Here is a 20,616-nt window from a genome sequence, read left to right as displayed (position 1 = left end):
TGCGGTGAGTCGGACACTAGGCCGCGAGGCGGCTCGAGGCGAGGCGGGTGTGGAGGGTGAGCATGTGCTGGATGCAGGTGTTCCAGTCGTAGAGCTCGGCTCGTTCGCGGGCCGCGGCTCTGCGGTTGGGGAGTTGGGCGAGGGCTAGTACTGCGTCCGCCAGCGCCTCGGGGGTGGGCCGGGCCCAGCGGCCGCAGGAGGTGGTGACTAGTTCTCTGGCGCCGCCGGTGTTGGCGGTTACTACTGGGGTGCCGGCGGCTAGGGCTTCTAGGACGGCTAGGCCGAAGGTTTCGCCCGGGCAGACGGAGAGGGCGATGTCGGCCTCGGCTAGGTGCCGGGCGAGGGTTCTCCGGCCGTCTACGTAGCCGTGGAAGGTGACCGGGGCGGAGCCGGCGATGGCGACTAGTTCGTCCAGGTGCGGGCCGGAGCCGTAGACGTCCAGCCGCATGCGTACTCCGCGGCGGTGGAGTTCGGCCGCGGTGGCTACCGCGAGGTGCGGGCTCTTCTCTCGGGAGAGCCGGCCCGCGTGCACGAGCTTGAGTACGCCGTCGTCGGCGGGGGTGGCGAGGGACGGATGGAAGGTGTCCAGGTCGACGCCGAGCGGGATCCGAACCAGCGGTGTGGTGACCTCGTCGAACTCGGCTGCCGCGTAGCGGGACGTGACCACCACGGCGTCGTATGTGCGGCTCAGCAGTTTGTAGAGCGCGCCGACGCCGGCGGCGACGCCGAGCTGGCGGTACTGAGGTCCTTCGCCACCTAACCGCCCCGGCCGGGCGGTCCGCAGGGACAGCATCGCGTCCAGCCGCTCGTGGCTGAAGAGCACCGAGCCGATGTCGTTGCGCCTGGCCCACCTTGCCACCGGCAACAACGTGGACTTGTCCGAGATCTCCACCGTGGTGGGGCGGAACCGTTCGAGTGTGTCGATCACCCGCCACGGATCGGTGATCAGCCGGTACCCGCCGCCCACCTTCGGGGCCTTCATCCGGACCACTGTGCCGGCCCCGGTCTCGGTGACGCTGTCGCGTTCGCCGGGGATGATCAGGATCCGCTCGGCACCGGCGGCGCAGTACCCCTGGCCGAGGTGTTCGATCGCCGTCCGCATCCCGCCGGAGGTCGGTCCGACGAAGTTCGCGAGCTGGGCGATCCGGGTTCCGGGGAAGGACGTCATGCGGCCCGCCGGAGCTTCGTCGTACGGGTGGCCGCCGAGCCAGCAGCATCCAGTACTTCGGTGTAGTGCCGGTCCACCAGCTCATCAACCACCACGGGCCAAGTCCTGCTCTGAACCCGGCGCAAACCGTCAGCCGCCATCGAGGCGCGTTCGTCAGGATGATCGAGCAGAACCGAGACCGCCGCGCGGAGCGACCCCGGCAACCCAGGCTCGAAGAGCAGACCGTTCTCACCCGGCCGGATCAGATCGAGCGGCCCACCCGCGGCCGGTCCCACCGTCGCCACGCCGGAAGCCTGCGCCTCCTGGATGGTCTGGCAGAACGTCTCGTGCTCACCCGTATGCACGAACACATCCAGCCCGGCGAAGATCGACGCCAGGTCCGCGCCCCGCCGCATCCCGAGGAAGGTAGCCCCAGGCAACGAATTCTGCAGCGCCGCACGATCCGGCCCGTCGCCCACGACCACCACCTGACAGTCGAGCTCGGCCAGCTCGGCGAGCCGCCGTACCTTCTTCTCCGCCGCGAGCCGGCCGACGTACCCCACGATCGGCTTGCCGTCGGGCGAGATCTCCCGGCGCCACCGCTCGTCGCGGTTCGACGGATCGAAGAGCTCGAGGTTCACGCCACGCCCCCAGTGGTGAACCCGCGGAACACCAGCCTGGACCAGTTGCGCCACCGACGCCGACGAAGGCGCGAGAGTCCGGTCGGCCCGCGAGTGGACCCGCCGGACCCAGGTCTGGATGCCGCGATCCGCCTTCGCGAACCAGGGGTACTGCCGTGCGAACCCCGCGAGGTCCGTCTGGAACACGGCAACCGTCGGCAACCCGAGCCGGCGCGCGCTGCGCAACCCGTAAGCCCCAAGAATGAAAGGAGACGCCAGGTGAACGAGATCCGGCTGGAAGGCGGCCATCGCCCGTTCGATCGCGGGATCGGGCAGCCCGACCGGAACCTCTTTGTAGCCAGGAATCCCAAAGCTGCGAGCCCGGATCACCCGGACGCCCAGGTAGCTGTCAGGCCCAGGACCGGCGGCGATGATCAGCAACTGGTGCCCGCGGGCCAGCAGCCGGTCGGCGACGTGGCGAACCGTGTTCGCCACGCCATTGATCTGCGGCAGGAAGGACTCGGCGACCATCACTATGCGCACACTCCGGAGGTTCCCGACCGCGCGTGAACCCTCGGCGACACCTCTGTGACAGCGGGTGGAGGAGCAGACGAGGAATCAGCAGCAAGCAGATGACCCGGCGATGACGAGTGGGAGGATTTGCCGTGCCCGCTGACCTGACTGCCGCCCTGCCCGCCGATCTGCCGCCCGGTCGCCTGGTCGGCGCCGGTGGCCCGCCGCTGTTCTGGCTGAGCGACGGCCCGCCCGATGCCGGCCTGTACCGGCGGTTGCTCGCGGCGCAGCCCCGGACCGGGCTCTGGCCGGTGATCACCGACGCGCAGGCGTGGACCGAAGGGCTGTCGCCGGAGCCGGTGGCCGACATCGACGGGTACGACGCCGCCACCGTGCTGCGGGAGATCTGGACCGAGATGATGACGCCGGTCGACGGCGAGGAAGAGGTCTTCGGCACCGAGGCGTTCGAGGACTTTGCGCCGTTCGACCAGGAGTTCCCGGGCCTCGCCGATCCAGGCGAGCCGATGGCGGCGGCGTCCGCGGCCGCCGAGTGGTTCGCCGGTGAGCTCGACCTCGGCCCGGACTCGCGCCTGCTGCTCGCGCCGGCCGACCGTACTGCGGACCTCCCGGCCGTGGTCGGCTGGAGCGGCCAGATGAACCTGTCCAACCAGGTGGCTCCGCTGCTCGCGGTCCTGCGCAGTTGGGAGGAGCGGTTCGGCGTACGGCTGGTGCGGCTCGGGTTCGACACGATGGACCTGAGCGTGGCGGCACCGGCGGTGACGCCGGAGCATGCGCTGCGGGTCGCCGCCGAGCACGCCGCCTTCTGCCCCGACAACGTGGAGCAGGGCGCCGGCACCCTGCAGGCGTACGCCGAGTCTGTCCAAGCAGCGAACACGTGGTCCTTCTGGTGGGACTGAGATCGCGGTCACGTCGCCGTGCGCGATGTCACCCGGTCGGTGCATACCAGTGGAGGCGTGGTCCCTCTACCGTGGAGGGATGAGCCATCAAACCGAGTCCGGCTGGGATTTCGAGCCCGTGTATGGGCCCGAACGGCTCGACGGGTTCGACCCGGCCGAGAAGCTGGGCGTTCCCGGGGAGTACCCGTTCACCCGGGGTGTGTACCCGACGATGTACACCCAGCGGCCCTGGACGATGCGCCAGTACGCCGGGTTCGGCACCGCCGCGGAGTCCAACCAGCGCTACCACCAGCTGATCGACGCCGGCACGATGGGCCTGTCCGTGGCCTTCGACCTGCCGACCCAGATGGGCTACGACTCCGACGCCGAGATCGCCCACGGCGAGGTCGGCAAGGTCGGCGTGGCGATCGACTCGATCGACGACATGCGGCTGCTGTTCGACCGGATCCCGCTGGACCAGGTGTCCACCTCGATGACCATCAACGCGCCCGGCTCGGTGCTGTTGCTGCTCTACCAACTGGTCGCCGAGGAGCAGGGCGTCTCCGGTGACAAGCTCACCGGCACGATCCAGAACGACGTACTCAAGGAGTACATCGCCCGCGGCACCTACATCTATCCGCCGAAGGAGTCGCTGCGGCTGATCAGCGACATCTTCGCGTATTGCCAGACCGAACTGCCGCGCTGGAACACCATCTCGATCTCCGGCTACCACATGGCCGAGGCGGGAGCCACGCCCGCGCAGGAGATCGCCTTCACCCTTGCCGACGGCATCGAATACGTCCGTACGGCGGTCGCGGCCGGCCTGGACGTGGACACCTTCGCGCCGCGGCTCTCGTTCTTCTTCGTCTCCCGGACCACCTTGCTCGAAGAGGTCGCGAAGTTCCGTGCGGCCCGGCGGATCTGGGCGCAGGTGATGCGCGACGAGTTCGGCGCCAAGAACCCGAAGTCGCTGATGCTGCGGTTCCACACCCAGACCGCTGGAGTGCAGTTGACCGCCCAGCAGCCCGAGGTGAACCTCGTCCGGGTCGCGATCCAGGGCCTCGCCGCCGTGCTCGGCGGCACCCAGTCGCTGCACACCAACTCCTACGACGAGGCGATCGCGCTGCCGACCGAGAAGGCGGCCCGGCTGGCGCTGCGGACCCAGCAGGTGCTCGCCTACGAGACCGACATCACCGCGACCGTTGACCCGTTCGCCGGCTCGTACGTGGTCGAGTCGCTCACCGACGAGGTGGAAGCCGCCGCGCGCGAGTTGATGGACCGGGTGGAGGAGTTCGGTGGTGCCGTCGCGGCCATCGAGAAGGGCTTCCAGAAGCAGGAGATCGAGCGGTCGGCGTACCGGATCGCGCAGGAGATCGACTCGGCCGAGCGGGTCGTCGTCGGGCTGAACAAGTACAAGGTCGCCGAGGAGGAGCCGTACGAGCCGCTCCGGGTGGACCCGGCGATCGAGGCGCAGCAGGTCGAGCGCCTCGCCAAGCTCCGCGCCGAGCGCGACCAGGCGGCCGTCGACAAGGCACTCGCCGACCTGCAGAACGCTGCCCGAGGCAACAACAACTGCCTCTACCCGATGAAGGAAGCCCTCAAGGCCCGAGCCACCGTCGGCGAGGTCTGCAACGCCCTCCGCGCGGTCTGGGGCGTCTACGTTCCTGCCGACACCTTCTAGTCCAGCAGGGCGGTAGTAGCCAGGACCGTGATGCCGAGGGCGATGGCGTCCTCGGAGGGTTCGAATTCGGGGGTGTGCAGGTCTGCTGCCTTCTCCTGCCCGACAGGCCGTACTCCGAGGCGTGCCATCGCGCCCGGCACGTGCTCCAGGTACCAGGCGAAGTCTTCGCCGCCCAGGCTCTGGTCCGTCGCTGCGACGGCGTCCCGGCCCAGCGACTGGTCCACGGCCGAGCGGAAGACCTCGATCGCCTTCGCGTCGTTCATCACCGGCGGCACCCCGTGGGTGACCTCGGTGTCCACCTCGACCCCGTACGGCGAGGCGAGTTGTTCCGCGAGCGTCGGGATCAACCCGGCCACCAGCCGCCAGGCGCTCACGTCCAGGCAGCGCAGCGTGCCCTCGGCCTCGCCGCGGGCCGGGATCGCGTTCGCCGCGGATCCTGAGGTGATCCGTCCCCAGACGAGCGACATGCCTGACCGCGGGTCGACCCGGCGGGACAGCGCGGCCGGAAGTTCCGTGACCAGGGTGGCCAGGGCGTAGACCAGGTCTCCGGTCAGGTGCGGCCTCGAGGTGTGTCCACCCGGCCCGGTCAGCCGCACCAGGATCCGGTCGGCCGCGGCCGTGAGCGCGCCGACCCGGAGGCCGACCTGCCCGACCTGCAGCCTGGGATCGCAGTGCAGCCCGTAGATCCGGTGCACGCCTTCGAGCCCGCCGGCGGCGATGACCCCGAGCGCACCACCCGGCATCACCTCCTCGGCCGGCTGGAAGATCAGCCGCACCCGCCGGTCGAGCAACCGGTCGCGCGCCATCCCCGCGAGTACAAGGCCCGCTCCGAGCAGCGCGGCGGTGTGGACGTCGTGGCCGCATGCGTGCGCGACCCCGTCGATCGTGGAGCGCCAGGTGGAGTCCACCGCGTCCGGGACCGGCAGCGCGTCGATGTCCGCGCGCAACGCCACACAGGTGTCACCCGAGCCGATGTCGCAGATCAGACCGGTCCCCGTGGGGAGCACCCGCGGCGACAGCCCGGCAGCGGTCAACCTGCGCTCGAGGAACTCCGTCGTACGGACCTCGTGCCAGCCGAGTTCGGGGTGGGCGTGCAGATCGCGGCGAATCGCGATCGCCTCCTGCCGTAGTTCGTCGACGCGGGCTTTCACGTCGGCGAACAGGAGGCTGTGCGAAGTCGTCATCCCGCGATTCTCTCTTACCGTGCTGATCGAGCCGCGCAGCCCCCGCCGAATGTCACTGTGCGTGATCGGACTGGGGCCGTCAGCAGAGTTTTCGTTGCAATGCTTCTCACGCCGGTCACTTTCCGGTATCGAGGCCCTTGCACCGTTCAAAGAAGGCCGAGTGGCCCCTATAGTCTGCGGATGCGGCGCTGGCAAGGCGTGCCGCGAACAGAACTGGTTCGACAAAGGAGACGTCCGGTGAAGAAGTACGTGCGGGGACTGGCGATCGTGGGCGCACTGACGCTCGCCGTCGCCGCTTGTGGCAGCAAGCCGGCTGACGATGCCGCTGCCGGGGGCGCCAACAAGGACTTCAAGGCCTGTATGGTCTCCGACTCGGGTGGCTTCGACGACAAGTCGTTCAACCAGACGTCGTACGCCGGTCTCCAGGCCGCGGTGAAGGCCAAGGGCCTGCAGGAGGTCAAGGCGGAGTCGAAGTCGGACAACGACTACCCGACCAACATGACCGCCATGGTGACGGCCAAGTGCAACGTGATCATCTCGGTCGGCTTCAAGCTCGAGGACGCCACCGACAAGGCCGCCGCGGCGAACCCGGACATCAAGTTCGCGATCGTCGACTCGGCCCCGGCCAAGCCGATCGCCAACGTCAAGCCGCTCGGCTTCAACACCGCGCAGTCCAGCTTCCAGGCCGGCTACCTCGCCGCCGGGATGTCCACCACGGGCAAGGTCGGCACCTACGGCGGCATCAAGATCCCGCCGGTGACCATCTTCATGGACGGCTTCGCCGAGGGCGTGCGGCACTACAACAAGCAGAAGAGCAAGAACGTCCAGGTGCTCGGCTGGGACGACGCGAAGCAGGCCGGCCTGTTCACCGGTGACTTCGAGGACAAGGCGAAGGGCCAGAACACCGCCCAGAACCTGATCACCCAGGGCGCCGACATCATCTTCCCGGTGGCCGGTCCGGCCGGACTGGGCGGTCTGCAGGCGGCCAAGGCCAGCGCGGGCAAGGTCAACGCGATCTGGGTCGACACCGACGGCTGCGAGAGCGCCGCGGAGTACTGCTCGGTGCTGATCAGCAGCGTGAAGAAGGGCATGGACGTCGCCGTCCAGGACGCGATCGTCTCGGTGGTCGACAACAAGTTCGACAACTCGCAGTTCATCGGCACGCTGGAGAACGGCGGCACCTCGCTGGCGCCGTTCCACGAGTTCGACAGCAAGGTCCCGGCCGAGCTGAAGACCGAACTGGACCAGCTGAAGGCCGACATCATCGCGGGCAAGATCACGATCGCGTCGAAGGCGCAGCCGAAGGCTTCCTGAGCCACGACACAACCGCGTAGTACGGTGCGAGCCAGGAAGGCGCAGACCCCACCGGGTCCGCCTTCCTGGCTCGCCGTCTGAGGGAAGGCTGCCCGCATGCACCTAGAGCTTTCGGGGCTGACCAAGAGCTTCGGCTCGCTGGTCGCCAACGACCACATCGACCTGGTGATCGAGCCGGGGGAGATCCACTGCCTGCTCGGCGAGAACGGCGCCGGCAAGAGCACCCTGATGAACATGCTCTACGGGCTGCTGCAGCCCGACTCCGGCGAGATCGTGATCGACGGCGAGAAGGTCGCGATCACCTCGCCCAGCGACGCGATCAAGCACGGTATCGGCATGGTGCACCAGCACTTCATGCTGGTCCCGGTGTTCACCGTCGCGGAGAACATCATGCTCGGCCGGGAGAACACCCACCCCGGTGGCGTGCTGGACCGCAAGAAGGCGAACGCGCTGGTCACCGAGCTGTCCCAGCGGTACGGCTTCGAGGTCGACCCCGAGGCGCTGGTCGAGGACATCGCCGTCGGCGTGCAGCAGCGGGTGGAGATCATCAAGGCGCTCACCAACGACGCCCGGGTGCTGATCCTGGACGAGCCGACCGCGGTGCTGACCCCGGCCGAGATCGACGAGTTGATCGCGGTGATGCGCCAGCTCAAGGAGAACGGCACCTCGATCGTCTTCATCACCCACAAGCTCAAAGAGGTCAAGGCGATCGCGGACAAGATCACCGTGATCCGCCGCGGCAAGGTGGTCGGCAGCGCCGAGCCGTCCGCGTCCGAGGAGGAGCTCGCCGAGCTGATGGTCGGCCGCGCGGTCGACCTCGTCGTCGACAAGGAACCCGCCCAGCCCGGCGAAGCCGTACTGCGGATCGAAGGCCTCACCGTGATCGACGAGCGCGGGTTCACCGCCGTCGACGGGGTGGACCTGGAGGTCCGTGCGGGCGAGATCCTCGCCGTGGCCGGGGTCCAGGGCAACGGTCAGACCGAGCTCGCCGAAGCCCTGCTCGGGTTGACCCCGATCGCGGCCGGCAAGGTCTCGCTGGACGGCCGGGACCTGACCGGGGTGTCCACCCGGCAGCGGCTGGACGCCGGCATCGGCTACGTGCCGGAGGACCGCGGCCACGACGGCTTCGTCGGCGCGTTCAGCGTCGCCGAGAACCTGGTGCTGGACCTGTTCCGCCGCGAGCCGTTCGGCAACGGCCTGGCGCTGCGGACCGAGGAGATCGAGAAGAACGCCGAGGCCCGGGTGGAGGAGTTCGACATCCGCACCCAGGGCATCGATCTGCCCGTCTCGTCGCTGTCCGGCGGCAACCAGCAGAAGGTCGTGCTGGCCCGCGAGCTGTCCCGGCCGCTGAAGCTGCTGGTCGCCTCGCAGCCGACCCGCGGCGTCGACGTCGGCTCGATCGAGTTCCTGCACACCCGGATCGTCAAGGAGCGCGACAACGGCACCGCGGTGCTGATCGTGTCGACCGAACTCGACGAGATCGCCGCGCTGTCCGACCGGGTCGCGGTGATGTACCGCGGCAAGGTGGTCGGCGTCGTACCGTCCGACACGCCTCGCGACGAGCTCGGCCTGATGATGGCCGGCGCCTCCCGGACCGAGGCGCACGAAGTCGCGATCGAGAACCCGACCACGTTGGGAACCATCTAGATGAGCAACGACACCACCACCGGGCCGGCCGACGGCTCGACCGCACCGGCCGGGCCGGCCGCGCCGGCGAAACAGCCGCGGGGTTCGAGCCTGCCGAACTGGGCGGTCCAGGGTCTGGTCTCGCTGAGCGCGATCGTGCTGGCGCTGGTCGTCGGCGCCGTGCTGATCATCGTCGGCGACGACCAGGTGAAGGCAGCGGTCGGCTATTTCGGGGCCGCGCCGATGGACACCTTCTCGGCGGCGTTCTCCGCGGTCGGCGAGGCCTACAAGGCGCTGGCCGTCGGCGCACTGGGCGGGCTCAGCCCGATCAGCGAGTCCCTGACCCAGGCGACTCCGCTGATCTGTGGCGGTCTGGCCGTCTCGCTGGCGTTCCGGACCGGCCTGTTCAACATCGGCGCCCAGGGCCAACTGATCATCGGCGCGATCCTGGCCGCGTGGGTCGGGTTCGCCTGGCACCTGCCGCCGGGGATCCATCTGATCGTCGCGATCCTGGCCGGCCTGATCGGCGGCGCGATCTGGGGTGGCGTGGTCGGCCTGCTGAAGGCCCGCACCGGCGCGCACGAGGTGATCGTCACGATCATGCTCAACTACGTCGCCATCTACCTGCTGCAGTGGTTGCTGACGACATCGACCTTCAAGCGCCCCGGCCGCGAGGACCCGATCAGCCCGATCGTCGACCCGAACGCGCAGTACCCGCAGTTCGGTGACACCCGGCTGCACCTGGGCTTCCTGCTCGCGCTGCTGGCGGCCGGGTTCGTCTGGTGGTTGCTGAACCGTTCGACCGTCGGCTTCGAACTTCGCGCCGTCGGCGCCAACGCCGACGCCTCCCGTACCGCGGGCATGAGCGTGGGCCGGGCCTACTTCATCGCCATGGTGGTCGCGGGTGCGCTGGCCGGCCTGGCCGGGACCCAGCAGGTGCTCGGCACCGATCTGCCCCTGACTGACGGCGTGGCCGCCTCGGTCGGGTTCGACGCGATCACCGTCGCCCTGCTGGGCCGCGGTACTCCGCTCGGCACCGTGCTGGCGGGCCTGCTCTTCGGCGCGCTGAACGCGGGCGGTCTGCAGATGCAGTTGCAGACCCAGACCCCGAACACCCTGACCACCGTGCTGCAGGCAACGATCGTGTTGTTCGTCGCCGCTCCGGCACTGGTGCGCTCGATCTTCCGGTTCCTGCCGAAGGAACGCGGCGTCGGCGCCATCCTCGCGAAAGGCTGGAACGGATGAGCCAGACGACCAAGACGGCGGGGACGCCCGAGGGCCCGAAGTCGGTGCTCGCCCCGGCCCCGGCCTCGATCGAGGCTCCGGCCGAACGGACTCGGCGGCTGCGGGTCGGCGGCCTGATGGTGGTGTTCGCGCTGATCGGGCTCGCCCTGGCGTTCGCGACGAACAGCGGCAAGGCCACCTTCCAACTGGTGTCCGGCGACCTGGAGAACAACCTGGTCGGCGTACCGGCTCAGCCGGTGGCGATCCTGCTCGGCGCCCTGGGTCTGCTGGCTGCCGTGGCGTACGTGCTGCGCCGGGTGCCGACGAAGTACGCGGGCTGGCTGGCCGCAGTACTGGGGGTTTGCTTCATCGGGGCGTTCCTGTGCTGGGCCGCGGCGGGCAAGACCTTCCCGCTGGCCAACCAGTTCCAGGGCACGCTGAACTTCGCCACCCCGCTGATTCTGGGCGCGCTGGCCGGTGTGCTGTGTGAGCGCGCCGGTGTCATCAACATCGCGATCGAGGGCCAGTTCCTGGTCGGTGCCTTCACCGCCGCCGTCGTCGCCAGTACTACGGGCAGCGCGACCGCGGCCCTGATCGCCGCCGCGCTGACCGGTGTCCTGATGGCCGCGCTGCTGGCCGTGTTCTCGATCAAGTACCTGGTCAATCAGGTGGTCCTCGGCGTGGTCCTGGTGGTCTTCGCCTCCGGCATCACCGGGTATCTGTTCGACCAGTTCCTCCAGGAGGACGCGCAGAACCTGAACACGCCGGACGTGCTCTCGGCGGTGAAGATCCCCGGGCTGGGCGACATCCCGTTCTTCGGGCCGATCCTGTTCAACCAGACGATCCTGGTCTACCTGACCTACATCGCGGTCGCGCTGGTCACGTTCGTGCTGTTCCAGACCCGCTGGGGTCTGCGCGTCCGCGCGGTCGGCGAGCACCCGAAGGCGGCGGACACCGTCGGCATCAAGGTGAAGCGAGTCCGGTACTCCGCCGTGCTGTGGGCAGGCGTGCTCGCCGGTCTCGGCGGCGCGTTCTTCACCGTCGGCTACGCGGGATCGTTCAGCAAGGAGATGACCGCGGGCAACGGGTTCATCGCGCTGGCCGCGTTGATCATGGGCCGCTGGCACCCGATCGGGGCGATGGTGGCCGCGCTGTTCTTCGGCTTCGCCACCCAGTTGCAGTCCCAGTTGCAGATCATCCAGACCCCGATCCCCGGCGAACTGCTGCTGATGGCGCCCTACCTGGCGACCGTGATCGCGGTGGCCGGCCTGGTCGGCCGGGTCAGAGCTCCGAAGGCGGATGGTGAGCCCTACGTCACCGAATGAGCAGGTCGACTGGCCGGCGCTGCGGGCTGCCGCTGTCGCGGCGATGCGTCGTGCCTACGCGCCGTACTCCGGGTTCCCGGTCGGGGCGGCGGCGTTGGTCGACGACGGCCGGATCGTTGCCGGGTGCAACGTCGAGAACGCGTCCTACGGGCTGACCCTGTGCGCCGAGTGCGGTGTCGTTTCCGAGCTGCATGCCGGCGGCGGTGGCCGGTTGGTCGCGTTCACCTGCGTGGACCACAACGAGCAACTGCTCACCCCGTGCGGCCGCTGCCGTCAACTGCTGCACGAACACGGCGGACCGAACCTTCAGGTGGAGTCCACCACCGGCAGCCGGCCCCTGCGTGAGCTGCTGCCTGAGGCCTTCGGGCCAGAAAACCTGGAGGATTGATGAGTTTCGACGCCGTCGACGTGATCCGCACCAAGCGGGACAAGGGTGAGCTGAGCGACGGCCAGATCGACTGGGTGATCGACGCCTACACCAAGGGCGAGGTCGCCGACGAGCAGATGTCGTCGCTGGCGATGGCGATCCTGCTGAACGGGATGAACCGGCGGGAGATCGCCCGCTGGACCGCGGCGATGATCGCCTCCGGTGAGCGGATGGACTTCGCCAAGCTGTCCCGCCCGACCGCCGACAAGCACTCCACCGGTGGCGTCGGCGACAAGATCACCCTGCCGCTGGCTCCGCTGGTGGCGGCCTGCGGCGTCGCGGTACCGCAGCTGTCCGGGCGCGGCCTCGGGCACACCGGCGGCACGCTGGACAAGCTCGAGTCGATCCCCGGCTGGCGGGCGGCGCTGTCCAACGACGAGATGATGCGGCAGCTCGAGGACGTCGGCGCGGTGATCTGCGCGGCCGGCGACGGGCTGGCGCCGGCCGACAAGAAGCTGTACGCGCTGCGCGACGTGACCGGTACGGTCGAGGCGATCCCGCTGATCGCCAGCTCGATCATGAGCAAGAAGATCGCCGAGGGCACCGGCGCGCTGGTGCTGGACGTGAAGGTCGGCACCGGTGCGTTCATGAAGGACCTGGCGGACGCCCGCGAGCTGGCGTCCACGATGGTTGCCCTAGGCACGGATGCGGGTGTGAAGACCGTTGCCCTGCTCACCGACATGTCGACTCCGCTCGGCCTGACCGCCGGAAATGCCTTGGAGGTCAGGGAATCCGTCGAGGTCCTGGCCGGTGGCGGTCCCGCCGACGTCGTCGAACTGACCGTAGCCCTCGCGGTCGAGATGCTCGCCGCGGCCGGCGTCACGGACGTCGACCCAGCCGAGAAGCTCCGCGACGGTACTGCGATGGACGCCTGGCGTCGGATGATCTCCGCCCAGGGCGGGGACCCTGACGCCGAGCTACCGGTGGCCCCGGAGCAGCACGTCGTGAAGGCGACCTCCACCGGAGTACTGTCCGGCCTGGACGCCCTAGCCGTCGGCGTAGCAGCCTGGCGCCTCGGCGCCGGCCGCGCCCGCAAGGAGGACCCGGTCTCCGCCGTCGCAGGCGTGGAACTCCACGCCAAACCAGGCGACCAGGTAACCGAGGGCCAGCCCGTCCTAACCCTCCACGCCGACGACACCACCCGCTTCGACCGCGCCCTGGAGTCCCTGGAGAACGCCGTCCAGATCTCCGACTCCTACACCCCGACGCCGTTGGTCATCGACCGCATCACCGCCTGAGTACGCAGTACGACCTTCGAATAGCCACCCGCGGCCGGTCAGTCCCAGCAGCCCGACGCACGCCACAGCGGCAACACCGAGCGGGACACGCCTCACGATTCCTCCGCAGGCTCAGGGAAGTACGCCGTGAGCCCATCAGACGAAAGTGAACGCCAGGCAAGTCCCGGCCGACAGTTCGGGTCAGGCGGCCTTCGCGGCATCCAGAAGGTGCGCGATCCGGCGCCGGGCGGCCTTCGGGTGCAACGGTTCACATCCGGCGTCCAGACACCGCTTCACCACCCGCGGGTCGTCCTTCAGCAGCAGCAATCCCCGCCGCAGCAGGGTGAACGGCGGCTTCCGGTGCTCGCGAAGATCCCGCTGGAACCGCCGCAGGAAGGTGACCACCCGGTGGTGCCGCACGCAGATCGCCGCCGCCAGCAGCCCGCGGTCCCGCAACGCCCCGACGATCTGGTCCGCGAAGATGCCCTCGGCAATCACCAGCGGTACCCCTCCCGTCACCACCGGCCGATGCCCGACCGTCCCGTCCACGGAGATGTCGTAGATCGGCATGTCCGCCTCACCCGTCGCGCACAAATGCTGCAACGCGGCCACCGCCCGGTCGGCATCCCACGACCCCGGGTGATCCCAGTCCACGATCCCCAACGGCGACCGCGGCATCGCGGCGTCGTCGCCGTCCCGATAGAAGTCATCCAGCCGCACCACCGGAAGTCCGACCAACTCGGCCAGATGGGACTTCCCGGTCCCCGACGGCCCGGCCAGCAAAACCACACGCGCACTCACCGCACGCATTCTCCTCTACCGCAGCAGTGCCTCCTGCAGGGCGGTGCGATGGGTGCTGAACCAGTGGTTGGTGCGGGTGGTCAGCTCGGCTTCGCCGGTGGTCCAGCGCTGGTGGAACCAGGGGTGGCCGGACTCGGCGCCCCGGCGGACGTAGTCCATGCACCAGACGTGGTTCTCGGCGGCGGCGTCGACCAGGCGGAGGCGGTCGGGTTCGGTGAGGTCGTAGGCGTCGGCGAAGCGGCGCAGGCGGGTCAGGGTGCGGCCCCTTCGCGGGTCGCCGATATCGGGGTCGGGGCGCAGCGGTGCCCACAGGCGGATCGCGGTGGCGACGTCCCAGAGCGCGGAGCCCGGGCCGGCCAGGTCGAAGTCGATCAGGGCCACGGCCACGCCGTCGCGGAAGACGATGTTGTCGAGGTTCGGGTCGTTGTGGCTGACCAGACCTTCGGCGTAGGCCGCCGGCACCGGCTCGGCCCACGGTAGGTCGTCGCCGGCGAATCCTCGCACCGCCTCGTGGTACCGCTTGAGGAGGTGGGCCACGCTGTCGAGCGCCTCATCGGTCATCGACCAGGCCGGGTACGGCGCTGTCACGGTCTCGCCCGGCAGGTACGACAGGACCTCGCGCCCCTGCTCGTCGACGCCGAGGAAGTTCGGCGCACCGGAGGATCCGGCGCTGAACCCGACCCGCTCGAGGTGCTGGAGCAACGCGTGGACTGCGGGGCCGCTCGAGCGCAGCGGGCGGCGTACGGTGTCGCCGACCCGCACCACCAGCCCGCGGTTGGCGGTGCCGCCGAGCAGGAGGGATTCGACCTCTGGCATCGCGGTTCAGTCGGTCTCGGCCAGCAGCGCCCTTGCCAGCGGTGCGTGGGTGACGACCCCGTTGACCAGGCCGCTGCGGACCGCGGCGCGAACGGCCTCGACCTTCGCCATCCCGTACGGGATCGCGATCACCTCGTCGATCGCGTCCATCTGCGCGGCGGTGATCGCGATCACCCGGTCGGTGACCCGGGTCTGCACCGGTTCGCCGGCCGCGGTGACGAAGACGCCGGAGATGTCGGCGACCACGCCGCGGCGCCGCAGTTGGTCGCACGCCTCGTCGTCCATCGCGTCGAACAACGTCGACTGGCCGGCCGTCCACGAGCCCAGACCGACCACCGCCTTGGTCACCGAGTCGAAGTGCCCGATCGCGTCGGCGACCTCGGGCTGCTGCCGCAACGCCCGCGCGGTCGCGGCATCGGGCACCACCAACGGCGCGTAGAACAGGTACGCCGGTCCGCCCGACAGCTTCGCCACGGTCCGCACCAGCTCGACCGAGTTCGCTTCCACGTCCGGCCGAGTCAACGCACCGGTCAGCTGTACGACGGGCGCCGGCGCCAGCGAGGTCAGCTGGTCGGTCATCGCGGTGACCGCGCGCGCCCAGGCGAGCCCGAGCACGTCGTCGCTGGTGACGATCTCCGAGAGCAGGTCGGCGGCCGCCTTGCCCAGTTGCACGCGCAGTGCGGCGGGGTCTTCCTCCAGCGTGTCCACCACGATCGCGCGGCGCAGGCCGAAGGCCTCCTGCAGCCTTGCCGACAGGTCGATGTCGATCGATCCCGGATGACTGATCTCGATCCGCACCATGCCGCTGCTGCGGGCCTGGTCGAGCAGCCGGGCCACCTTGAACCGGCTCAGCCGGAACTCGTCGGCGATCTCCACCTTCGACCGGCCGTCGACGTAGTACCGGCGTGCGATCGACGCCGTCAAGACGAGCTGTGACGGCCCGAAGGCATGGCTGCTCGGCTCCATCAGAACCTCCCCGCTCAAATGAGCACGACTGCGCCCTAGTGTTGCACAGACCCTTGACAGGCACATCCGTTCCGGGTTCACTCAGTTGTGAGCAGGGTGCTGCTCATATGAGCGAGTCCGGCGATCAGGCCCACGGAACGAAGGAGTAGCTCGTGCTTGGACAGCGGAAGCGCATCGGAGGTGGAGCCGTCGCGCTCCTCCTGGCCGGCCTGATCAGCGGCTGCGCGGGCTGGGGCGGCGGCGCCGGCGGCGGTGGTGCCGACAGCATCAACGTGCTGATGGTGAACAACCCCCAGATGGTCGACCTGCAGAAACTCACCGCGGACCACTTCACCAAGGAAACCGGCATCACGGTGAACTACACCGTGCTGCCCGAGAACGACGTCCGGGACAAGATCAGCCAGGAGTTCTCCAGCCAGGCCGGTCAGTACGACGTCGCCTCGCTGAGCAACTTCGAGATCCCGATCTACGCGACCAGCAAGTGGATCGCGCCCCTGTCGGACTACATCGCGGCAGACTCGTCGTTCGACCAGGACGACGTGCTCGAGTCGATGACCGAGTCGCTCAGCGGCGAGGACGGCAAGGTGTACGGCGAACCGTTCTACGGCGAGTCGTCGTTCCTGATGTACCGCAAGGACATCCTGGCGGCCAAGGGCGTCACGATGCCGGCCAAGCCGACCTGGCAGCAGGTCGCCGACATCGCGGCGCAGGTGGACAACGCCCAGCCCGGCATGCGCGGCATCTGCCTGCGCGGCCAGCCCGGCTGGGGCCAGTTGTTCGCGCCGCTGACCACGGTGGTGAACACCTTCGGCGGCACCTGGTTCACCGAGGACTGGCAGGCGAAGGTGGACGCGCCGGAGTTCAAGGAGGCGACGAACTTCTACGTGAACCTGGTCCGCGAGCACGGTGAGCTCGGCGCACCGCAGGCAGGCTTCACCGAGTGCCTGAACAACCTCGTCCAGGGCAACGTGGCGATGTGGTACGACGCGACGTCGGCGGCCGGTTCGCTGGAGGCGCCGAACTCCCCGGTGAAGGGAAAGATGGGCTACGCACCGGCGCCGGTGGTCAAGACGGACAGCTCGGGCTGGCTCTACGCCTGGTCCTGGAGCATCCAGGAGGCCAGCAAGAAGAAGGACAACGCCTGGAAGTTCATCTCGTGGGCCTCCAGCAAGGAGTACGAGGAACTGGTCGGGCAGGAGCTCGGCTGGTCCCGGGTCCCGGCCGGCAAGCGGGCCTCGACGTACGAGAACCCGCAGTACCTCCAGGAGGCGAGCGCGTTCGCGGAGCCGACCAAGCAGGCGATCGAGACCGCGGACCCGCGCAACCCCGGCGTGCAGAAGCGGCCGGCGATCGGGATCCAGTTCGTCGACATCCCGGAGTTCCCCGATCTCGGCACCCAGGTCAGCCAGGACGTCAGCTCGGCGATCGCGGGCCGGATGAGTGTCGACGAGGCACTGAAACGCGGGCAGGAGCTCGCCGACGACGTAGCTGAGCGCTATCGCTCACGAGAAGCGAAGTGAGGGAGACGTCATGAGTGTCGAAGCCGAGGCCCGGCCGGGCCGCCGTCATGCCGCTGCGCCGCCTGGTGGCACGCAGGGGACGCTGATGCGCCGCACCGGGGACTGGGCCCGGCGTGCACCGCTGCTGCCCGCGCTGGTGTTCATGATCCTGGTCACCCAGTTGCCGTTCGTGGTCACCATCATCACCTCCTTCATGGACTGGAACGCCTACTACCCCGACGAGCGCGGGTTCGCCGGGTTCGACAACTTCCGTCGGGTGCTCACCGACGCGAACACCCGGCAGGCGATCGTGGTGACGATCCTGCTGACCGCCGCGGTGGTGCTGATCAGCCTGCTGCTCGGGCTGGGGATCGCGCTGCTGCTGGACCGGAAGTTCCGCGGTCGCGGAGTGGTCCGGACGATGATGATCACGCCGTTCCTGGTGGTGCCGGTGGCTGCCGCGCTGCTGTGGAAGCACGCGCTGTACAACCCGGAGTACGGGCTCTTCAACGGCGTACTGACCTGGATCTTCGGGGACAACGCGCCACAGCCGGACTGGATCAGCAATCAGCCGCTGTGGTCGGTGATCTTCGCGCTGGTCTGGCAGTGGACCCCGTTCATGATGCTGATCCTGCTGGCCGGGCTGCAGAGCCGCCCGCTGGACGTGATCGAGGCGGCCGGGATCGACGGCGCCAGCCAGTGGGACATCTTCCGCTACATGACGCTGCCGCACCTGCGGCAGTACCTGGAGCTCAGCGCGCTGCTCGGCTCGATCTACGTGGTGCAGAACTTCGACGCCGTCTTCACCATCACCTCGGGCGGCCTCGGGACGGCGAACCTGCCGTACACGATCTACCAGACCTTCTACACCGCGCACGACTACGGCCGGGCCTCGGCCGCCGGTGTCATCGTCGTGATCGGCACGATCATCATCGCGACGTTCGCCCTGCGGTCGGTCTCCACGCTGTTCAAGGAGGAGGGACGATGAGCGCCCGCGACGTGACGATCGTGACCGGTAAGAAGAAGCGCGGCGGTGGGATCGCGCTGTCCGGGCTGGCCTGGATCGTCGGCACGCTGTTCGTGCTGCCGGTGCTGTGGATGGCGCTGACCTCGTTCCACGCCGAGGAGGACGCGGCGAAGAACCCGCCGGCCATCGGGGCGCCGCTGACGCTCGACGGTTACCGGGCGTTCTTCGACACCGGACCCTGGCCGTCGATCGCGAACTCGCTGACCGCGAGCATCCTGTCCACGGTCCTGGTGATCCTGCTGGCCTTCCCGGCGGCGTACGCGCTGTCGATCAAGCCGGTGAAGAAGTGGACGGACGTGATGTTCTTCTTCCTGTCCACCAAGATGCTGCCGGTGGTCGCGGGCCTGCTGCCGATCTACCTGTTCGCCCAGAGCGTCGGGCTGCTGGACAACATCTGGCTGCTGATCGTGCTCTACACCTCGATGAACCTGCCGATCGCGGTCTGGATGCTGCGCAGCTTCCTGGCCGAGGTGCCGGTGGAGATCCTCGAGGCGGCCTCGGTCGACGGTGCCGGACTGGTCCGTACGCTGCGCTCGGTGGTCGCGCCGGTGGTCACCCCGGGGATCGCGTCGGCGGCGCTGATCTGCTTCATCTTCAGCTGGAACGAACTGCTTTTCGCTCGGGTGCTGACGGGTACGGTGGCGCAGACGGCGCCGGTGTTCCTGACCGGGTTCGTCACCAGCCAGGGCCTGTTCCTGGCCAAGGTGTGCGCGGCGTCGCTGGTGGTGTCGCTGCCGGTGCTGATCGCGGGATTCGCCGCTCAGGACAAGCTGGTCCAGGGCCTGTCGCTCGGGGCCGTCAAGTGACGGAGGACAAAACGGTGGACAAGCTCAGTTCGGCGACTGTGGACAGCCTGGGCGACCAGGTCGGCGTACCGGAGTACGACCGTACTGCGGTCCGCCCGGGCATCGTGCACTTCGGCGTCGGCGGGTTCCATCGCGCGCACCAGGCGATGTACCTGGACCAGTTGATGAACTCCGGCAAGGCCCTCGACTGGGGCATCTCCGGGGTCGGCACGATGCCGCCGGACCAGCGGATGCGGGACGTGCTGCAGGCGCAGGACGGGCTGTACACGCTGGTGATCAAGCACCCGGACGGGACGCTGGAGCCGCGGGTGATCGGCTCGATCGTGGAGTACCTGTACGCGCCGGACGACCCCGAGGCGGTGCTGGCCAGAATGACGGATCCGGCGACCCGGATCGTGTCGCTGACCATCACCGAGGGCGGGTACCACGTCAACCAGACGACGGGTGACTTCGACCCGTCCGATCCCGGCCTGCAGCACGACCTGCAGCCGGGGGCGGTGCCGACCAGCGCGTTCGGGCTGGTGGTCGAGGGGCTCGCCCGGCGGCGGGCGGCCGGCGTACCGGCGTACACGGTGATGTCGTGCGACAACATCCCGGGCAACGGGCACGTCGCGAAGAAGATGCTGACGTCGTACGCACGATTGAAGGACGCCGAGTTGGCGGACTGGATCGAGCGCGAGGTGCGGTTCCCGAACTCGATGGTGGACCGGATCACCCCGGTCACCGCGGACGCCGACAAGGCGGCGCTGGCCGAGCGGTTCGGGATCGAGGACGGCTGGCCGGTGGTGTGCGAGCCGTTCACCCAGTGGGTGCTCGAGGACGACTTCGGCGGGGAACGGCCGCCGTTCGAGGAAGTCGGCGTGCAGTTGGTGGAGGACGTCGAGCCGTACGAGCTGATGAAGCTGCGGCTGCTGAACGCGAGTCACCAAGCGCTGTGCTACCTGGGATATCTGGCCGGCTATCGGTACGCGCACGAGGTGTGCCAGGACAAGTTGTTCATGGACTTCCTGCTCGGCTACATGGACGAGGAGGGTGCGCCGACGCTGCCGCCGGTGCCGGGCGTCGATCTCGACCAGTACAAGCACAAGCTGATCGAGCGGTTCGCCAACCCGGAGGTGCGGGACACGCTCGCGCGGCTGTGTGCGGAGAGCTCGGACCGGATCCCGAAGTGGCTGCTGCCCGTCGTCCGGGAGCAACTCGCCGCCGGCCGTGGCATCGAGCGCTCCGTACTGGTGGTCGCGGCCTGGGCCCGGTACGCCGAAGGCTCGGACGAGCAGGGCCGGCCGATCGAGGTCGTCGACCGGCTCCGCGAGAAGCTGGTCGAGCGGGCGCAGCACAACCGCGAGGATCCGCTCGTCTTCATCTCCGACCCCGACCTGTTCGGCAACCTGGCCGGTGACGAGCGCTTCGTCGCGGCGTACAGGTCGGCCCTGTCCTCGCTGCATGAGCGCGGCGCCCGCGCGACGCTCGAGGCGCGGACCGCGTAGCCCTGTGGACAACGGGGAGCGCGCCTGGGTGAGAGCGGTT

At 68.9% G+C, this 20,616-nt stretch carries 18 protein-coding genes; 12 read left to right on the top strand and 6 right to left on the bottom strand.

Going from position 1 to position 20,616, the window contains the following annotated elements:
- Positions 1-16: 16 nt before the first annotated feature.
- Together ABD255_RS04215 and ABD255_RS04210 are read right to left on the bottom strand one after the other, a co-directional pair.
- Positions 17-1,168, bottom strand: a complete 1,152-nt coding sequence (locus ABD255_RS04215; protein ID WP_344209926.1) for a glycosyltransferase — start codon at positions 1,166-1,168, stop codon at positions 17-19.
- Complete coding sequence (locus ABD255_RS04210) at positions 1,165-2,310, bottom strand: glycosyltransferase family 4 protein (RefSeq protein ID WP_344209924.1); 1,146 nt, start codon at positions 2,308-2,310, stop codon at positions 1,165-1,167. Before ABD255_RS04210 ends, ABD255_RS04215 begins: the two co-directional genes overlap by 4 nt.
- Before the next feature lie 122 nt (positions 2,311-2,432).
- On the opposite strand from ABD255_RS04210, the gene ABD255_RS04205 reads away from it, so the two are divergent.
- Together ABD255_RS04205 and ABD255_RS04200 are read left to right on the top strand one after the other, a co-directional pair.
- Complete coding sequence (locus tag ABD255_RS04205; protein WP_344209922.1) at positions 2,433-3,197, top strand: DUF4253 domain-containing protein; 765 nt, start codon at positions 2,433-2,435, stop codon at positions 3,195-3,197.
- 79 nt (positions 3,198-3,276) lie between these two features.
- Positions 3,277-4,857, top strand: a complete 1,581-nt coding sequence (locus tag ABD255_RS04200) for an acyl-CoA mutase large subunit family protein (protein WP_344209920.1) — start codon at positions 3,277-3,279, stop codon at positions 4,855-4,857.
- On the opposite strand, the gene ABD255_RS04195 is transcribed toward ABD255_RS04200, so the two are convergent.
- The gene (locus tag ABD255_RS04195) at positions 4,854-6,041 is read right to left on the bottom strand and encodes an amidohydrolase (protein ID WP_344209918.1); all 1,188 of its coding nucleotides are present in this window, start codon (positions 6,039-6,041) and stop codon (positions 4,854-4,856) included. The two genes, ABD255_RS04200 and ABD255_RS04195, sit on opposite strands and share 4 nt — an antisense overlap.
- 237 nt (positions 6,042-6,278) lie before the next feature.
- Here ABD255_RS04195 and ABD255_RS04190 point away from each other — a divergent pair, with 237 nt between their 5' ends.
- The 6 genes from ABD255_RS04190 (at position 6,279) to ABD255_RS04165 (ending at position 13,195) form a co-directional block, all read left to right on the top strand.
- The gene (locus ABD255_RS04190) at positions 6,279-7,355 is read left to right on the top strand and encodes a BMP family lipoprotein (protein WP_344209915.1); all 1,077 of its coding nucleotides are present in this window, start codon (positions 6,279-6,281) and stop codon (positions 7,353-7,355) included.
- 96 nt (positions 7,356-7,451) lie between these two features.
- Positions 7,452-9,002: an ABC transporter ATP-binding protein gene (locus ABD255_RS04185; protein WP_344209913.1), complete on the top strand. Its 1,551-nt coding sequence runs from the start codon at positions 7,452-7,454 to the stop codon at positions 9,000-9,002.
- A complete protein-coding gene (locus ABD255_RS04180; protein ID WP_344209911.1) occupies positions 9,003-10,226 on the top strand; it encodes an ABC transporter permease in 1,224 nt (407 codons plus the stop codon).
- Entirely contained in the window at positions 10,223-11,530 is a 1,308-nt protein-coding gene (locus tag ABD255_RS04175) for an ABC transporter permease (protein ID WP_344209909.1), read from the top strand. The genes ABD255_RS04180 and ABD255_RS04175 overlap by 4 nt, the downstream gene beginning before the upstream one ends.
- Positions 11,508-11,918 (top strand): cytidine deaminase, encoded by a 411-nt coding sequence (locus tag ABD255_RS04170; RefSeq protein ID WP_425554378.1) that lies wholly within the window; start codon positions 11,508-11,510, stop codon positions 11,916-11,918. Before ABD255_RS04175 ends, ABD255_RS04170 begins: the two co-directional genes overlap by 23 nt.
- Positions 11,918-13,195 (top strand): thymidine phosphorylase, encoded by a 1,278-nt coding sequence (locus ABD255_RS04165; RefSeq protein ID WP_344209904.1) that lies wholly within the window; start codon positions 11,918-11,920, stop codon positions 13,193-13,195. The genes ABD255_RS04170 and ABD255_RS04165 overlap by 1 nt, the downstream gene beginning before the upstream one ends.
- 180 nt (positions 13,196-13,375) lie before the next feature.
- On the opposite strand, the gene ABD255_RS04160 is transcribed toward ABD255_RS04165, so the two are convergent.
- The 3 genes from ABD255_RS04160 to ABD255_RS04150 are packed head-to-tail and all read right to left on the bottom strand — an operon-like array spanning position 13,376 to position 15,757.
- Positions 13,376-13,975 (bottom strand): uridine kinase family protein, encoded by a 600-nt coding sequence (locus ABD255_RS04160; RefSeq protein WP_344209900.1) that lies wholly within the window; start codon positions 13,973-13,975, stop codon positions 13,376-13,378.
- 15 nt (positions 13,976-13,990) lie between these two features.
- Positions 13,991-14,791 (bottom strand): phosphotransferase, encoded by an 801-nt coding sequence (locus tag ABD255_RS04155; protein WP_344209898.1) that lies wholly within the window; start codon positions 14,789-14,791, stop codon positions 13,991-13,993.
- Between the two features lie 6 nt (positions 14,792-14,797).
- Positions 14,798-15,757, bottom strand: a complete 960-nt coding sequence (locus ABD255_RS04150; RefSeq protein WP_344209896.1) for a sugar-binding transcriptional regulator — start codon at positions 15,755-15,757, stop codon at positions 14,798-14,800.
- Positions 15,758-15,909: 152 nt separating this feature from the next.
- Between ABD255_RS04150 and ABD255_RS04145 the strand changes: the two genes are divergently transcribed.
- From ABD255_RS04145 to ABD255_RS04130, 4 genes are read left to right on the top strand one after another with little or no spacing between them, the layout of a single operon-like run.
- A complete protein-coding gene (locus ABD255_RS04145; RefSeq protein WP_344209893.1) occupies positions 15,910-17,277 on the top strand; it encodes an ABC transporter substrate-binding protein in 1,368 nt (455 codons plus the stop codon).
- A 10-nt stretch (positions 17,278-17,287) separates the two neighbouring features.
- On the top strand, positions 17,288-18,244 hold the full coding sequence (locus tag ABD255_RS04140) for a carbohydrate ABC transporter permease (RefSeq protein ID WP_344209891.1): 957 nt from the start codon (positions 17,288-17,290) through the stop codon (positions 18,242-18,244).
- Positions 18,241-19,089, top strand: coding sequence for a carbohydrate ABC transporter permease (locus ABD255_RS04135; RefSeq protein ID WP_344209889.1), 849 nt, complete (start codon positions 18,241-18,243; stop codon positions 19,087-19,089). Before ABD255_RS04140 ends, ABD255_RS04135 begins: the two co-directional genes overlap by 4 nt.
- A 14-nt stretch (positions 19,090-19,103) precedes the next feature.
- Positions 19,104-20,576, top strand: coding sequence for a mannitol dehydrogenase family protein (locus ABD255_RS04130; protein ID WP_344209887.1), 1,473 nt, complete (start codon positions 19,104-19,106; stop codon positions 20,574-20,576).
- Positions 20,577-20,616 lie beyond the last annotated feature (40 nt).

Source organism: Kribbella sancticallisti (genome assembly GCF_039530625.1).
Taxonomy (GTDB): domain Bacteria; phylum Actinomycetota; class Actinomycetes; order Propionibacteriales; family Kribbellaceae; genus Kribbella; species Kribbella sancticallisti.
Note: the sequence above shows the minus strand (reverse complement) of the source record. Positions and strands in the feature narration are given on the sequence as shown.

What these genes read in the sequence shown, in the direction of transcription:
- ABD255_RS04215 (WP_344209926.1), bottom strand. Translation starts at nt 1,168, where the DNA reads ATGACGTCCTTCCCCGGAACCCGGATCGCCCAGCTCGCGAACTTCGTC.
- ABD255_RS04200 (WP_344209920.1), top strand. Translation starts at nt 3,277, where the DNA reads ATGAGCCATCAAACCGAGTCCGGCTGGGATTTCGAGCCCGTGTATGGG.
- ABD255_RS04195 (WP_344209918.1), bottom strand. Translation starts at nt 6,041, where the DNA reads ATGACGACTTCGCACAGCCTCCTGTTCGCCGACGTGAAAGCCCGCGTC.
- ABD255_RS04185 (WP_344209913.1), top strand. Translation starts at nt 7,452, where the DNA reads ATGCACCTAGAGCTTTCGGGGCTGACCAAGAGCTTCGGCTCGCTGGTC.
- ABD255_RS04180 (WP_344209911.1), top strand. Translation starts at nt 9,003, where the DNA reads ATGAGCAACGACACCACCACCGGGCCGGCCGACGGCTCGACCGCACCG.
- ABD255_RS04175 (WP_344209909.1), top strand. Translation starts at nt 10,223, where the DNA reads ATGAGCCAGACGACCAAGACGGCGGGGACGCCCGAGGGCCCGAAGTCG.
- ABD255_RS04165 (WP_344209904.1), top strand. Translation starts at nt 11,918, where the DNA reads ATGAGTTTCGACGCCGTCGACGTGATCCGCACCAAGCGGGACAAGGGT.
- ABD255_RS04155 (WP_344209898.1), bottom strand. Translation starts at nt 14,791, where the DNA reads ATGCCAGAGGTCGAATCCCTCCTGCTCGGCGGCACCGCCAACCGCGGG.
- ABD255_RS04150 (WP_344209896.1), bottom strand. Translation starts at nt 15,757, where the DNA reads ATGGAGCCGAGCAGCCATGCCTTCGGGCCGTCACAGCTCGTCTTGACG.
- ABD255_RS04140 (WP_344209891.1), top strand. Translation starts at nt 17,288, where the DNA reads ATGAGTGTCGAAGCCGAGGCCCGGCCGGGCCGCCGTCATGCCGCTGCG.
- ABD255_RS04135 (WP_344209889.1), top strand. Translation starts at nt 18,241, where the DNA reads ATGAGCGCCCGCGACGTGACGATCGTGACCGGTAAGAAGAAGCGCGGC.